This is a genomic window from Shewanella sp. 3_MG-2023 (genome assembly GCF_030548765.1).
Lineage (GTDB): Bacteria > Pseudomonadota > Gammaproteobacteria > Enterobacterales > Shewanellaceae > Shewanella.
In genome coordinates, this window is sequence record NZ_JAUOSH010000019.1 from 26,122 (window position 1) to 41,515 (window position 15,394).

A 15,394-nucleotide genomic window follows, 5' to 3' on the forward strand; every position below is an offset into this window, starting at 1 on the left:
TTAATGCCCGCTTGCAGCGCCAATAACGTCTTTCGCAGTATGATGAATAATGATGTGACTATCATAAAAATACTGGGTCATATCGGTTAAGAAGCCAGATTCAATAGTAACAACACCGACAATTGACAGTACAATCGTATAAGGCAGTGCCATCCAAACCATACGGCCATAGGACAGTCTTACTAATGGTGCTAAAGCAGAGGTCAGTAAGAATAAGAATGCAGCTTGACCGTTAGGGGTCGCAACAGAAGGCAGGTTAGTACCTGTGTTAATCGCCACAGCTAATAAATCAAATTGGTCACGGGTGATTTGGCCACTGATTAATGCTGCTTTTACTTCATTAATATAGACAGTACCCACAAACACGTTATCGCTCACCATCGACAATAAGCCATTAGCAATATAGAACACCACTAACTGGGCGTTACCTTCAAAGCTTAGTGCCCATTGAATAACAGGGGCGAATAAATGTTGATCAATAATCACACCAACCACGGCAAAAAATACCGCAAGTAAGGCTGTGAAAGGTAAGGCCTCTTCAAATGCTTTACCAATCGCATGTTCATCTGTCACGCCATTAAATGCCGTGGTTAAGATGATAACGGATAAACCAATCAAACCAACAGAGGCTAAATGGAAGGCTAAACCTACGACCAACCAAATACCTACAAGAGCCTGAACAACCAGTTTCATCTTATCGGCAGTGGTTCTGTTTGCATCTTCATAGGCAGCATAATCGCTTAAAATTTTATGAACCGCATCTGGCAGTTGTGCGCCATAGCCAAACCATTTAAATTTTTCAACAATGAAGCAAGTGGCTACACCCGCGATTAATACTGGCATGGTAACAGGTGACATACGAATAAAGAATTCACCAAATTGCCAATGAGCTTGGGCTGCAATGATTAAGTTTTGTGGTTCACCGACCATAGTACAAACACCGCCAAGAGCAGTACCTACACCAGAGTGCATTAGTAAGTTTCTTAAGAAACCACGAAAAGCCTCTAACTCTTCATCGCATAACTGTTCACGATCTTCTTTAGTGTGGTCATGATCTGAACTAAAGTCTTTACCTGATGCCACCTTGTGATAAATCGAGTAGAAACCAACGGCTACAGCGATGATAACCGCGATAACTGTTAGGGCATCTAAAAAGGCCGACAGAAAAGCAGAAGCGGTACAAAACATCAATGAAACAACAATTTTTGAACGTACTTTAGTGATCATTTTAGTGAATACAAAAAGTAGCAATTGCTTCATGAAGTAAATACCAGCAACCATGAAGATTAATAATAATAATACTTCTAGGTTAGCTTCTATTTCATGTAGAACTTGTGTGGGGGAGGTCATGCCTATAATTACAGCTTGTATGGCGAGTAAGCCGCCAGGCTGTAATGGATAGCATTTTAGTGCCATTGCAAGGGTAAAAATAAATTCTACTACCAGTACCCAACCTGCGATGAATGGGCTGACATAGAAAAATAATAATGGATTTATAACGAGGAACAACAATATTGCATATTTATACCATCTTGGTGAATTACCCAAGAAGTTATGAAAAAATGCATTACCAGCAGTTGACGGCATAATAGCCTCTCCAGTTGTGATTTTGTGATAGTGAAATTTACTGGAAGGAATTTCGTGACAAATAGAGCGACGTATTTACAGCTGACTTTGAATAAGACGAATTACATTGTTTCTAAACTATCTTGCTCAGTAAACAATTTTTCGTCATAGCCTTTTTTATCAGTCATTTAAACGCATTATATTTGTTAGTTTCAAAATTCGTTAGCTGTATCGCTAACTTACATCCTTTTGTTTGACGCGGTATTTTAGCGCAAACTTCATTGATTGTAATCCAAGAAAATCTATCATTCGACAAATAGCCAACGAATATAACTGCTACGTCACAAACTTATCTGTGATTGGTGAAAAAGTAACCGGTAACAAGGTTAGATCTAGGCTTTAACTGCTATGTATGGTGTGTATTTATATTTCCTCTGGTATGATCTGTCTATTGGTTAACCACGGGATGTTAAAGTTGACAATTATCAATGCAAAGGGTCCTGCAAGTTTTGCAGAAAAATGGATTGTGCGTTCCATCTGGGAAAATAAGTTTCCACCGGGGTCGATATTACCCGCAGAGCGTGAACTATCAGAATTAATTGGCGTAACAAGAACAACATTAAGAGAAGTGTTACAACGATTAGCGCGTGATGGTTGGCTCAAAATTCAACATGGCAAACCAACCCAAGTGAATAATTTTTGGGAAACCTCTGGCTTAAATATTTTAGAAACTATTGCTGATTTAAACCCTGAGGGATTCCCGTTATTGGTTGATCAGCTGCTTTCAGCGCGAGCCAATGTGAGTATTATTTATTTTCGCGGCGCCATTAGAAATAACCCAGAAAAAGCTCAAGCGGTATTAGCAAAAATTCATCAGTTAGAAGACACTGCTGAAGCTTATGCTGATTATGATTATGAATTACATCATGCGTTAGCGTTTTCTTCAGGAAACCCGCTCTATGTTCTTATTCTTAATGGTTTCAAGGGATTGTATAGCAGAGTAGGTCGCTATTATTTCTCGAGTGAAGAGGCGCGAGCGATCTCACTAGATTTTTACAAAAAGCTTGAAGTTTTAGCCATTGAGCACAAATACAATGACGTTAATGGGTTGATGAAATCAAATGGCATTAACAGCGGCGTTATGTGGCAAAAGTTGCGTGATGATATGCCTGCAGAGATTGCTATCAGTAATAAATAATAGCTAATTAATACAGTAAAAAACCAACCGCGAGGTTGGTTTTTTTATGGCTTAAGTTTAATGGAACTCAATAGCAGTGATTACATGGTAGTCATCTTAGTTTCTGCTTTAGCTGGGGGGCATTGCGACAACTTAGTTACATTACCAGACTCTTCAAGTTGCTCAATGCTGACATCAAAGCCCCATAAACGGTGTAAATGCTTTAGCACTTCTTCGTGGCTGTGGCTCAGTGGAATACGTTTATTGGGGATGTAGCGTAATGTTAATGATCGATCACCATTAACTTTTACTTGTTGCACTTGGATATTTGGCTCTAGATTTGACAAGTTATATTGCTGTGATAATTTTTCTCTGATTAAGTGGTAACCACTATCATCATGAATAGCTGAAATAGATAAACGGTTACAACTATCATCATCTAACACACTAAAGAGCTTAAAATCTCGCATAACTTTTGGCGACAGGTATTGGCTTATAAAGCTTTCGTCTTTAAAGTTTTCCATTGCAAATGTAACCGTCGTTAACCAGTCGCTTCCGGCTATCTCAGGAAACCAACGTTTGTCTTCTTCAGTAGGGTGCTCACATATACGCCTGATATCAACAAACATGTTAAAGCCCAAAGCATAGGGGTTTATGCCACTATAATGTGGGCTATTGTAAGCTGGCTGAGCGACCACAGCAGTATGACTTTGTAGAAACTCCAACATAAATCTATCTGTCACAGTGCCTTGATCAAACATATGATTCAAAATGGTGTAATGCCAAAAGGTGGCCCAACCTTCGTTCATTACTTGGGTTTGTTTTTGCGGATAAAAATATTGCGCCATTTTCCGCACAATTCGAACGATTTCACGTTGCCAAGGTTCAAGTAATGGGGCGTTCTTTTCGATAAAATATAAGATATTTTCCTGTGGTTCTTCAGGAAATTTAATTTCATTTTCCGGTTTTATGTTATCAGGGTTAACTGGTACGGTTCGCCACAGGTCGTTAACCTGACTCTGTAAGTAACTCTCACGGTCTTTTTGGCGCATTTTTTCTTCTTTAAACGATATTTCAGCAGGGCGTTTATAACGGTCAACACCATAATTCATTAATGCGTGACAAGAGTCGAGGGTTAGCTCAACTTGCTCAACACCGTAAGTTAATTCGCATTCTCGGATGTAGTTTTTAGCAAACACCAAGTAATCAATAATCGAGCTAGCATCGGTCCATGTTTTAAATAAGTAATTATTTTTAAAGAAACTATTATGGCCAAAACAGGCGTGAGCCATCACAAGGGCTTGCATGGTAATGGTATTTTCTTCCATTAGATAAGCAATACACGGATCGGAATTAATCACAATTTCGTAGGCTAATCCCATTTGACCGCGACGGTAACCTTGCTCCGTTTCAATAAAACGTTTGCCAAATGACCAATGGGTGTAACCAATAGGCATACCGATACCTGCATAGGCATCCATCATTTGTTCTGCGGTGATCACTTCAATTTGATTGGGATAACTTTCTAATTTGTAAAAAGCCGCTACTTTTTCAATTTCTGCCATGTAGGTTTCGAGTAGGTCAAAGGTCCAATCAGGGCCATCATCTAAAGGCTGTTTACCATGGGCTTTAGGCTGTGATTTTTCGGCAATATTGGCTGATTGTGCCGTGTTTTGTAGCTCTTCAATGCCAGCACTTTTGTCGTCAGTAGTCGGTTTTGTCATTGTGACTCCTTAGCTAGGCTGCTTTTTGAATAATTCACGGAACACTGGATAAATATCGTCTACTTCTTTGATGTGTTGTACGGCGATATTGCCAAATTGTGCTTGTAAGGTTTCATATTCACGCCAAAGCGTTTGATGCGCTCTACGGGTTATTTCGATGTAACTAAAATAGCGAGATACCGGTAATATTTTCTCAGCAAGGAGTTGCCTACAAGCTGGTGAGTCATCAGCCCAATTATCGCCATCAGAGGCTTGTGCGGCATAAATATTCCACTCATCAGCAGGGTAACGTTTTTGCTGAATTTCATGCATTAAATTTAAGGCACTAGAAACAATGGTACCGCCTGTTTCTTGTGAGTAGAAAAATTCATGTTCGTCTACTTCTTTTGCTTGGGTGTGATGCCGGATGTAGACCACTTCAAGATTTTTATAGGTCTGGGTTAAAAATAAATACAGTAAAATATAAAATCGTTTTGCCATATCTTTGGTGGCTTGATCCATTGAACCTGAAACATCCATTAGGCAAAACATGACTGCTTGGCTAGATGGTTTTTCACGTTTGGAAAAATTATTAAAACGTAAATCGAAACTGTCTATAAAAGGCACGCTATCGATACGCTTTTTAAGATCTTCAATTTGCTGTTTTAAATCCATGATCAACTCAGCTTGGGTGCCGGGGGTATTTTCAAGCTCGTGAAGCTGCTTAATAAGCTCGGCGAGTAATTTCTTTTTACCTGCAGTCATGGCAATGCGTCTAGCCAATGAAGATCGCAGTGAGCGGACAATATTGATATTGGCTGGTACGCCGACATTAGTGTAACCAGCGCGGTATGTTTCAAACTCAACCATTTGCTTGGCGTTAGTTTGCTGTAAATCCGGTAACGCCAAATCTTCAAATAACAGCTCTAAATATTCATCATTTGAGATTTCAAACAAGAATTCATCTTTACCTTCGCCGCTATTAGAGGCTTCACCTTCGCCACTACCTTGTCCGGCTGCGCCGCCTTTGGGGCGCTCAATTTGATCACCTTTATTAAACTGATCGTTACCTGGGTGGACACGCTCTCTCACACCGCCTTGTCCTTGATGAAATGTCGGTTCGCTGATGTCACGTGTTGGGATACTGATTTTCTCGCCTTTATCGATATCTGTAACACTTCTTCTGGTTACGGCTTCACTGACTGATTTTTTGATTTGCTTTTTGTAGCGTTCAATAAAACGTTGCCTGTTGACGGTACTTTTACCTTTTGCATTGAGGCGTCTATCAATAAAATTTGCCATACACAACTCCTAATGGACTTTGCCCTTAACGGTTTTTAGCGCATAAAGGTAAGGGCAAAGTTAGCAATACTTATGACGATTTACGTACCCTCAAGTACCACTCTGAAAGTAATCTGACTTGTTTTTGGGTATAGCCTTTTTCCATCATGCGATTGATAAAGTCATCGTGTTTACGTTGATCATCAGCTGAGGTTTTCGCGTTAAAAGAAATAACCGGTAATAAATCTTCGGTATTGGAGAACATTTTTTTCTCAATCACCACTCTGAGCTTTTCGTAACTGGTCCACAGTGGATTATTACCGTCATTATTGGCTCTAGCACGTAATACAAAGTTGACGATCTCATTACGAAAATCCTTAGGGTTACTGATACCAGCTGGTTTTTCGATTTTTTCTAATTCAGCATTTAGCGCTGAGCGGTCAAATAATTGGCCAGTTTCTGGATCTCTAAACTCCTGATCTTGAATCCAAAAGTCTGCATAAGTGACGTATCTATCAAAGATGTTCTGACCATATTCTGAATAAGACTCTAAGTATGCGGTTTGGATTTCTTTACCGATAAATTCAACATACTTAGGAATGAGATAACCTTTTAAAAACTCGAGGTACTTTTCACTTAACTCTGCAGGGAATTGTTCCTGTTCGATTTGCTTTTCAAGTACATAAAATAGATGTACTGGGTTTGCAGCAATTTCAGTATCGTCAAAGTTAAACACTCTAGATAATATCTTGAATGCAAAACGAGTTGATAACCCCTGCATTCCTTCATCGACACCGGCATAATCACGATACTCTTGGTAAGACTTGGCTTTAGGGTCAGTATCTTTTAACGTTTCACCATTGTAGACGCGCATTTTTGAGTAAATAGAGGAGTTCTCAGGTACTTTTAAGCGTGACAGAATACTGAACTGAGCTAAAGTTTCTAGGGTGCCAGGGGCACAAGGCGCTTTGGATAGTTCTGAGTTTGACAGTAATTTTTGATAAATTTCCATCTCTTCAGAGACCCGTAAACAGTAGGGCACTTTTACGATGTAAACTCGGTCTAAAAATGCCTCATTGTTTTTATTATTTCTAAAAGTGGTCCACTCAGACTCATTGGAGTGAGCTAAAATCATACCGTTATATGGCAAGGCAGATAAGCCCTCTGTACCGTTGTAATTACCTTCTTGTGTGGCTGTAAGCAGTGGATGCAACACCTTAATTGGAGCCTTAAACATTTCCACAAACTCCATCACCCCTTGGTTCGCACGGCATAATGCGCCCGAGTAGGCATAAGCGTCAGCGTCATCTTGTGAAAAATGCTCTAACTGACGAATATCAACTTTACCCACCAATGCTGAAATATCTTGGTTATTCTCATCACCGGGTTCGGTTTTAGCGATAGCGGTTTGATCTAAGATCGAAGGGTAAACCTTAACTACTTTAAATTTAGTAATGTCCCCACCAAATTCATGTAAACGTTTTACTGCCCATGGTGACATGATGGTTTTAATATAACGTGGTGGAATCGCATACTCGTTAGTTAGCAGCTCAGCATCTTCATCGGGATCAAATAAGCATAAAGGGTGATCGTTAACGGGGCTGCGAACGCCATTGGCACTTAAGATGTAAATAGGCACCTTTTGCATTAAGGCTTTGAGTTTTTCTGCTAATGATGATTTACCACCACCTACTGGTCCTAACAGATAGAGGATTTGTTTTGATTCCTCTAGACCTTGGGCAGAATGTTTAAGGTAAGAGACAATTTGTTCAATGGACTCTTCCATGCCATAAAAATCAGTAAAGCTTGGATAGTAAGAAATTAATCTATTTGAAAAAATTCTACTGAGTTTAGGATCTTTTGAAGTATCGATGGTTTTAGATTCACCGATGGCCATTAACATCCGTTCGGCCGCCGACACATAAGCACTTCTGTCTTCCTTACAGATTTCAAGAAACTGCTGCAGTGAGTATTCTTCGTCTAGTTTTTGCTCATAACGTTGTTGGTAATGTTCGAATATGCCCATAAGAAACCCCTTTAAACTAAGGTGAAAGTACTTGAGTGACAGCGCATTTATGGTGTTAAGCCGATTTTAATTTAAACAAAATAGTAGTGCTTTTTAATGGCCGTTAGATAAAGTCTAGGTCAGGGATTTGAGATTAGCGAATAGGGAATTGTAAAAAATTCTAATAAAAACAAAGATAAAACGTTGCAAATGCAACTGTTGCAAATGTAGTTAGTCGGTTTGAGCAGTAACGATAAAACAGAAACACTAAACATGAACCAATAAAAAAGGAGCTAATTAGCTCCTTTTATTCATCTCATTGTAAACTTGTTAGCATTTAGCCAGCGAAGTTTGCGTTAACGAATTCCCAGTTAACTAATTCCCAGAAAGCAGCTAGGTAGTTAGGGCGAACGTTACGGTAATCGATGTAATAAGCGTGTTCCCAAACATCAACAGTCATCAATGGTGTTACTGACTCGTCAGTTAAAGGAGTCGCAGCATTGCTTGTGTTAACAATAGCCACAGAACCGTCAGCATTTTTAACTAACCAAGTCCAAGCACTACCAAAGTTGTTTACTGCAGAATCAGTAAATTTCGCTTTGAATTCTTCAAATGAGCCGAAAGCTGCATTAATTGCTTCAGCGATAGCACCCGTTGGAGCACCGCCAGCATTAGGCGCTAGACAGTTCCAGTAAAAAGTGTGGTTCCAAATCTGAGCTGCATTGTTGAATACGCCACCAGTTGAAGTTTTTACAACTTCTTCTAAGGTTTTGTTTTCAAATTCAGTACCTGCAACAAGACCATTAAGCTTAACAACATAAGTGTTGTGATGCTTACCGTAATGGAATTCGATAGTTTCTTCAGAAATATGTGGTACAAGTGCGTTCTTAGCATATGGTAATGCTGGTAATTCGAAAGCCATTAGTATCTCTCCATGGACTTAGGTTATCGTTTTATATACCTTTTGGTATGACATGCTCACCCTGACATTGTACTTAAAATTTTTGTGATGTGAATCATTGTTTGATGAAATATGTCGATACAGTCAATCGAAAAAATCATTTTCTAACAAAACCCTACAAACTGTGGGATTTTGTTATGATGAAAGCTGGCGTACAATAGCCTTAGATTATTAAGTAGCACTTAGGAATAAAAATGGAAACAGTAGACAAAATTAAGCAGCAAATTAGTGAAAACCCTATCATTGTTTATATGAAAGGCTCTCCAAAATTACCAAGCTGTGGTTTTTCATCTCAAGTCGCGCAAGTGATGATCAACTGTGGTGAGCAGTTTGCTTTCGTAGACATTTTACAGCATCCAGATATCCGTGCTGAATTACCAAAATTCGCTAATTGGCCGACATTCCCACAGTTGTGGATTGAAGGTGAGCTTATCGGTGGTTGCGATATCATCACTGAGATGTACCAAAAAGGTGAGTTACAGCCAATGATCACCGCAACAGCTGATAAGTTCCGCACTGAAGAAGACGCTGAATAAGTCATTTTTTGTTGCGCCTGTAAGCGTTAGCTTCGAATTTTTCAAAGCTTAAACGCAAAATAGATGAACTTTTAAAGTAAAAACCCTTAATTTGCTTAAATTAAGGGTTTTTTATTGCCTATAATTTGTTGCCTACAATAGTAATATGGAATTAAAACTTAATCGGCTTGAGGCTCTTTTGGCATAGGTAAGACTAAATTCATTACAATCGCCACTAAGCCACATAGGCTAATGCCTGTCAGGCTAAACTCACCAATACCAAAAGCCATTCCCCCAATACCGAACACTAAAGTCACCCCAACAATGCTGAGATTACGTGGCTCATTTAAATCTACCTGATTTCTAATTAAGGTATTTAAGCCAACTGCGGCGATGGAGCCAAACAATAAACACATAATGCCGCCCATAACGGGTAACGGAATTGTTTGCATCAATGCGCCTAATTTACCAATAAACGCTAACGTGATCGCCGTGATAGCAGTCCAAGTCATTATTCGCGGGTCAAAGTTTTTTGTCAGTGTTACTGCGCCAGTGACTTCACTGTAGGTAGTGTTTGGTGGTCCGCCTAGTGCTGAGGCCGCAATGGTGGCCACGCCATCACCCGTTAACGTACGGTGTAGCCCAGGCTTTTTAAAGTAATCCTTACCTGTCACATTTGAAATCGCTAATAAGTCGCCAATATGCTCAACGGCTGGCGCTATGGCTACGGGGATCATAAACAGTATCGCTTGCCAGTGAAATTCAGGGGCAACAAATTTGGGAACAGAAAGCCAACTTGCCTGCGCAACTGGACTAAAATCAACAATACCGAACGCCAAGCTAAAGCCGTAACCCACCAAAATACCGGCAAGGATCGGCATTAGCTTAAGCACACCTTTGGCAAAAACGGCAATTAACACAGTGGTCGCTAATGACATTAGCGCGATAAATAGTGCAATTTCTTGTTCTACAATAACGCTACTACCGTCACCTGTTTTACCCAGCGCCATGTTAACGGCCATAGGCGCAAGGCCCAAACCGATAATGATAATGACAGGCCCAACAACAACCGGAGGTAAAAGCTTATGAATAAAGCCACTCCCTTTGACCTTGACCATCAAACCTAACAGCACATAAACGAAACCTGCCACCATGAGTCCACCCATTGTGGCGGGAATGCCCCATGTTTGTACCCCATACATAATTGGCGCTATAAACGCGAATGATGAGGCTAAAAAAATAGGCACTTGGCGCTTAGTGATGATTTGAAATAACAATGTGCCAAATCCGGCAGTGAATAGGGCGACACTTGTATCAAGCCCACTTAACAATGGCATTAATACTAAGGCACCAAATGCAACAAACAGCATTTGTGCGCCCTGTAAGGGTATGAACAAGCGTTTCATATAAATCCTATGTTTATTATAAATGAGAGTTTCGAATTTAAGATAAGTGAAATTGCTAATAATGTCTGTATTTTAGATCATCTTTAACAGCCTTTTGCTGCAAATTACAGCACTGTAATGTAATTTTAGAAGTAAAATTAATATGCTACACTTCGAACACTTTTCTTAGATTGCGTTTACTTTGCCATGTTAAAACTTTTAATTCAGTTCATTGTTATTGGTTGTGTGTTTGCCCTAAACAGCTTTGCTGTTATTGCTGCTGAAATCGCTTTACTCGATGAAGCTGATGTTGTGGTAACTTCTCGAGCCACAAATGAACGACAAGTTGCCTTAAAACAAGCGCTATCCACTGTATTTATAAAGAATTCGGGCTTAACTTCAGTGCTTGAACACCCATTGATTAAAAGTCATATTAACAAGCCTGAATCCTTACTGACTCAATACGGCTACAGCCAAGTGGATGATGAGTTAGTGTTAAAGGCAAACTTTGATCATAAACGTATTATTTCGGCCCTTCGTGAAGCAGAATTACCAGTGTGGGGCCGCCAACGCCCATCAACTTTGTTATGGATGTCTATCGAAAATGCTGGCGATAGAGCTATTTTAGCGGATGCAGCTGAATCTGATATTAGAACGCAAATCGATTTAGATGCCAATAATAAAGGCATTCCAATCCTGTTACCTGTGATGGATTTAGACGATGTGATGCAAGTTAATGTCTCTGATGTACGAGGCATGTTTGCCGATGTGGTTGCCAATGCATCAAAACGCTACCAAGCGGACTATTTTGCCATGGCCGATATTGATCAAGTGGGCGGTTTTGTGCGCTTTAATGTAGCTTTATTTGATAAAGGCAATGCTAGCGGTGTTATGCAGCCTTTAATTAACCACCAAGCAGAAGTCGCGGATTACGAGCAAGCAACAGATGAAATCTTATCAAGGTTAGCGGGATATTTTGTTAGCCAATATGCCTTCGCTGACTCAGGAAACAGCGCCCAAACTAAGTTAACCTTAGTAGGGGTTCAAACTATGGCGCAATTAGTTGACATTGAAGCTTACTTAACCCAATTAAGTGCGATTAAGTCAGTGAGTTTAAGCCAGTTTAAAGCTGATACCGTTACTTACAACTTATCGTTATTTGGTGATGCCAGCGATTTAGAAAAATTACTGAGTATTAATAAAAGACTGACGCAAATTGATACTGTTAACACAGTGGTTCCACCCAATTTAAACGCTGGGCAAGAAAACAGTATCAATAATGTTGATCCTAATCTAGATTCTGAAACAACAGTGTCATTAATCTATCAATGGCATTAGATTGAGTGTGTTATACTAACTGTCGCTTGTATTAATTATTAGAGAATTTTTGAGTGACCCAAAACTCACCAAAACAATTATCGTTACCAGTTTATTTACCTGATGATGAAACATTTCAGAGTTATTACCCTGCAGTAGGTAACGATGAGTTAATCCAAAAGCTACAGGCTGCCGCTGAAGGCAGCCTTGCTTCTAGTTTGTATTTATATGGTCCGGTAAAGTCTGGCCGTACTCACTTAATGCACGCAGCTTGTGCGCACGCGAACGATTTAGAGCGCCGTACTTTATATATCCCACTTGGCATTCATGCCAGTATTTCTCCTGAGCTATTTGAAGGTATTGAGTCGTTACAACTAATTTGTATCGATGATATTGATGCCATTGCAGGACACCCAATATGGGAAGAGGCGCTGTTCCATTTATACAATCGTATTGAAGAGCAGCAAGATTGTCGCTTGATTGTAAGTGGCACCTCATCACCAACTGAAGCTGGTTTTGCATTACCTGATTTAATTTCACGGATGCAGTGGGGCTTGATATATCAATTACAACCCATGGCAGACGAAGAAAAGTTAGTGGCATTACAGCGGCGTGCAGCGATGCGTGGTTTGCAGCTTTCTGATGAGGTGGGGCGCTTTCTGTTAACTCGCATGGCTCGAGACTTACGTACCTTATTCGATGTGCTTGATAAGCTAGATAAAGCTTCTATGGTACATCAACGTAAATTGACGATTCCTTTCATTAAAGAAATGCTGCGATTGTAAGTGACAATTTTTTATAATTGAGTTTTACGCTTTTATGAAAGCTTACAATCTAAAATAAAAAACCACCGATTAAGGTGGTTTTTTATTGGTAGTCACAAAAAATTGGTTAATTTCTGATTTGGTTAACGAGAGGGTATAGGCATATCTCTGTGCTCACGACCCACTTGTATTGCAGGCCTATTATCTGATGTCACAGCGTTAGCGTCTGAACTGATGTTTGACATTGTGCTGGCTCTAGACATGTTTCTTGACAGGCTGGGTGATATATCGACATTATCAAACCAATCTTGGCCGGCAATCATGTTTATTGGCGCAGGTAAGCCATTTAATAACGATTCACCATCTACTTCAGGCATCATTTGATTAATAACAAATGCAGCTCGGGTTGAGAGTTCGTCTGCGCCAATGCGGCCTCGCTGCCCCCAATCTACGATTAAGTTATCGGTATCTGTGACTGCCACATCCCTTTGAATTTGATAACGATGACTCATAAAGGCTTCTTCAAACAACATTGCGGCGTCTTCACGAGTCGACGAGTAGTTATAAAAATCATTAGCATAATCGGTCAAAAAGAAGCTAGTGACATCACTAGGTACATAGGCTTTTTGAGTTGCGTCAGCGGTTTCACCTAAAAAGCTGACGGCGGCTAAACCATACATTTCAGCGCTGGTTAATGGCTCAATATTCTGCAATTGATCAGATACCAGTGAATTGCTATTTGCTCTACGATAGAAGTCATCAATTAAAGTCGGGCCTTGTAACTGGCTATGGGTCGAACGCGGGAAAAAGTCATTAGCGTGAGCTAATTCGTGATACATCAAACTGGCTAAGCGCGGTGTAAGATCTTCAATAGTGCGCGATTGACGGATTGCCCGATCATAACTAATAGATACATAGTCATTATTTTTCACATAACGCCACGGCATAATAAATTTTAAATCGTTACCAAAGTCACTACGATAATCAGGTGCTTCATTGATGGTGTCTCTTTCCGTCGGGCTTAACCATAAATACTCAGGGTCGAGGTAAATAGCGCCCGTAGCCCACCAGTAAAATGATGGTCTAATATCATAGCTAATGACAACTGCGCTTACTGATTGTAATAACTTGATAAAATCACTGTTAGGATCCGATTGAGTTAAAAATTGCTCAAAGTTTCGGCCCATCCAGTCATGGGAAACAACCACTCTATCCATGACATCTGCAATGGTTTCTGAGTCTAGTTGTTGGCCAATTAACGGTAAGTCATTTAGCTCACACGTTTGGTTTAATTGATTAGAGTAAACACACCGCTGCGCGTTAATTGCATAAGGTGATGCACTGTTATAGGCATAGGTTTTAGCGATGGGGCTATCAAAGTAGGGCGAGGTGATGGCGTTTTGTTTCGTCACTAATACAAACACTTCATCGGTTAAGGTTTCACCGGCAAAGTCTGCGGTCACTTTAAGGCCAACAAAGGTATCTTCTGCAATATTATCTGGTGCGGTAAATAGTGGCCTTTCTGCATTGGTTAAATCAAGGCTAATTTGTTGGTCTGAAAAATAACACCATTGTATGTTAGATGGCACTTGGTTGTTGATCTGACCAAGGCGCAGGCTGACATCATTACCTGCAACAACTTGATGATCGCTATAGACATTTAACTGTTGCGACATTTGCGCAGCACTGATGGAAATTTTGTCGCTGTAAGAAATTTGGCCACTGGTTGCCTCAACAGTGAAGCTATAGTCTGCAGCTTCAGGAATATAAAATGCCAGCACTGGGCTGTTTTCTGAGCTGATATCTAATGCAGGTCCTGCAGTTTGTTGCCAGTTAAACTGGTAGTCGTTGCTGTTTTGGTTACTGACCCCAACAGTAATACTGGCGGATTGATTGACGTAATATTGCTGTTCAACATTAAAATTCAATTCTGTGCCATTATTAACGGTTGTTAAACCGGAGCTGGTTTCGCAGACATTGATGGGCAATGTGGTTTCAGGGGCTCCTGGCGAAGATGAGTCAGAGCTACCGCCACAGGCTGACAGAAAAGTCACTGAGGCGAGTATAGCTGTAATAGCCATGTTATTTTTCATACACAATCTCCGTTGCTTTTGCATTCTAATCTAAAAATGTTATCAAAAATCAATATAGCATGGAGTCTTGCTTGCAAAAAGAACGGTGAAACTATTTGGTAACCTTTTCTTTACTTGTTACTTACTTATCTTTTTATCTACTTGTCACTTACTAGGTGCTTGGTTATGGCGAAGTGATTTGCTGTTTTTAAATAAAAAAGCGCCCAAAGGCGCTTAAGTAATTTAGTTTATAAGTAGCAAGCTTATATTATTGGTCTTTGGACTTTTTCTTTAAACCTAAGCCTAGTTCTCTACCACGTAGGCGGGCATAAAAAGGAAAAGCGACTAACAGTGCGCTAATAAGTACAGATTCAATAAGCGCAAAATATAATGCATCTTCTGTGACATACAGCAGGGTTAGTCCATGTAAAAGGTATAAGCATAAAATGAAACTTGCCCAGGCATAAGTGTATGGCTTACCCGTTAATATCCCTTTAATGGGCAGTAACAAAGGGGCTATCCATAACAAATTAAAGGCTAATGAATATTCACCTGTCATGCCTTGCTGGATAAACCAGCCAGTAAGCAGCATTAATAATGAGACATAGCCCACACGGCATAGTTGAAATAAGGTATGTGTTGTCATGG

General features: G+C 40.0%; 12 protein-coding genes. 4 read left to right on the forward strand and 8 right to left on the reverse strand.

All coding sequences use genetic code 11. The annotated features are described in order from the left end of the window. The gene (nhaB, locus tag Q4591_RS12095; RefSeq protein ID WP_102437301.1) at nt 1–1,587 is read right to left on the reverse strand and encodes a sodium/proton antiporter NhaB; all 1,587 of its coding nucleotides are present in this window, start codon (nt 1,585–1,587) and stop codon (nt 1–3) included. Nucleotides 1,588–2,032: 445 nt separating this feature from the next. Between nhaB and fadR the strand changes: the two genes are divergently transcribed. Next, nucleotides 2,033–2,764: a fatty acid metabolism transcriptional regulator FadR gene (fadR, locus tag Q4591_RS12100; protein WP_102437303.1), complete on the forward strand. Its 732-nt coding sequence runs from the start codon at nt 2,033–2,035 to the stop codon at nt 2,762–2,764. An 80-nt stretch (nt 2,765–2,844) separates the two neighbouring features. Here fadR and Q4591_RS12105 read toward each other — a convergent pair whose 3' ends face one another. From Q4591_RS12105 to sodB, 4 genes are all read right to left on the reverse strand, one after another. After that, the gene (locus Q4591_RS12105) at nt 2,845–4,467 is read right to left on the reverse strand and encodes a SpoVR family protein (protein ID WP_303413089.1); all 1,623 of its coding nucleotides are present in this window, start codon (nt 4,465–4,467) and stop codon (nt 2,845–2,847) included. 9 nt (nt 4,468–4,476) lie between these two features. Further along, nucleotides 4,477–5,748 (reverse strand): YeaH/YhbH family protein, encoded by a 1,272-nt coding sequence (locus Q4591_RS12110; protein WP_102437306.1) that lies wholly within the window; start codon nt 5,746–5,748, stop codon nt 4,477–4,479. A gap of 70 nt (nt 5,749–5,818) precedes the next feature. Beyond that, nucleotides 5,819–7,753 (reverse strand): PrkA family serine protein kinase, encoded by a 1,935-nt coding sequence (locus Q4591_RS12115; protein ID WP_102437308.1) that lies wholly within the window; start codon nt 7,751–7,753, stop codon nt 5,819–5,821. Nucleotides 7,754–8,069: 316 nt separating this feature from the next. Next, on the reverse strand, nt 8,070–8,654 hold the full coding sequence (gene sodB, locus Q4591_RS12120; protein ID WP_102437310.1) for a superoxide dismutase [Fe]: 585 nt from the start codon (nt 8,652–8,654) through the stop codon (nt 8,070–8,072). A 233-nt stretch (nt 8,655–8,887) separates the two neighbouring features. Between sodB and grxD the strand changes: the two genes are divergently transcribed. Then, complete coding sequence (grxD, locus tag Q4591_RS12125; RefSeq protein WP_076537750.1) at nt 8,888–9,229, forward strand: Grx4 family monothiol glutaredoxin; 342 nt, start codon at nt 8,888–8,890, stop codon at nt 9,227–9,229. Nucleotides 9,230–9,387: 158 nt separating this feature from the next. Here the strand turns inward: grxD and Q4591_RS12130 are convergent, their stop codons facing one another. Next, nucleotides 9,388–10,614 (reverse strand): uracil-xanthine permease family protein, encoded by a 1,227-nt coding sequence (locus tag Q4591_RS12130; protein WP_102437312.1) that lies wholly within the window; start codon nt 10,612–10,614, stop codon nt 9,388–9,390. Nucleotides 10,615–10,800: 186 nt separating this feature from the next. Between Q4591_RS12130 and Q4591_RS12135 the strand changes: the two genes are divergently transcribed. Continuing rightward, nucleotides 10,801–11,931: a DUF2066 domain-containing protein gene (locus tag Q4591_RS12135; protein WP_303461207.1), complete on the forward strand. Its 1,131-nt coding sequence runs from the start codon at nt 10,801–10,803 to the stop codon at nt 11,929–11,931. A gap of 53 nt (nt 11,932–11,984) precedes the next feature. Next, nucleotides 11,985–12,695: a DnaA inactivator Hda gene (hda, locus tag Q4591_RS12140; protein ID WP_076537757.1), complete on the forward strand. Its 711-nt coding sequence runs from the start codon at nt 11,985–11,987 to the stop codon at nt 12,693–12,695. Between the two features lie 122 nt (nt 12,696–12,817). On the opposite strand, the gene Q4591_RS12145 is transcribed toward hda, so the two are convergent. Continuing rightward, complete coding sequence (locus Q4591_RS12145) at nt 12,818–14,767, reverse strand: hypothetical protein (protein ID WP_303461208.1); 1,950 nt, start codon at nt 14,765–14,767, stop codon at nt 12,818–12,820. Between the two features lie 247 nt (nt 14,768–15,014). Continuing rightward, on the reverse strand, nt 15,015–15,392 hold the full coding sequence (locus Q4591_RS12150; protein ID WP_102437317.1) for a DUF2069 domain-containing protein: 378 nt from the start codon (nt 15,390–15,392) through the stop codon (nt 15,015–15,017). Nucleotides 15,393–15,394 lie beyond the last annotated feature (2 nt).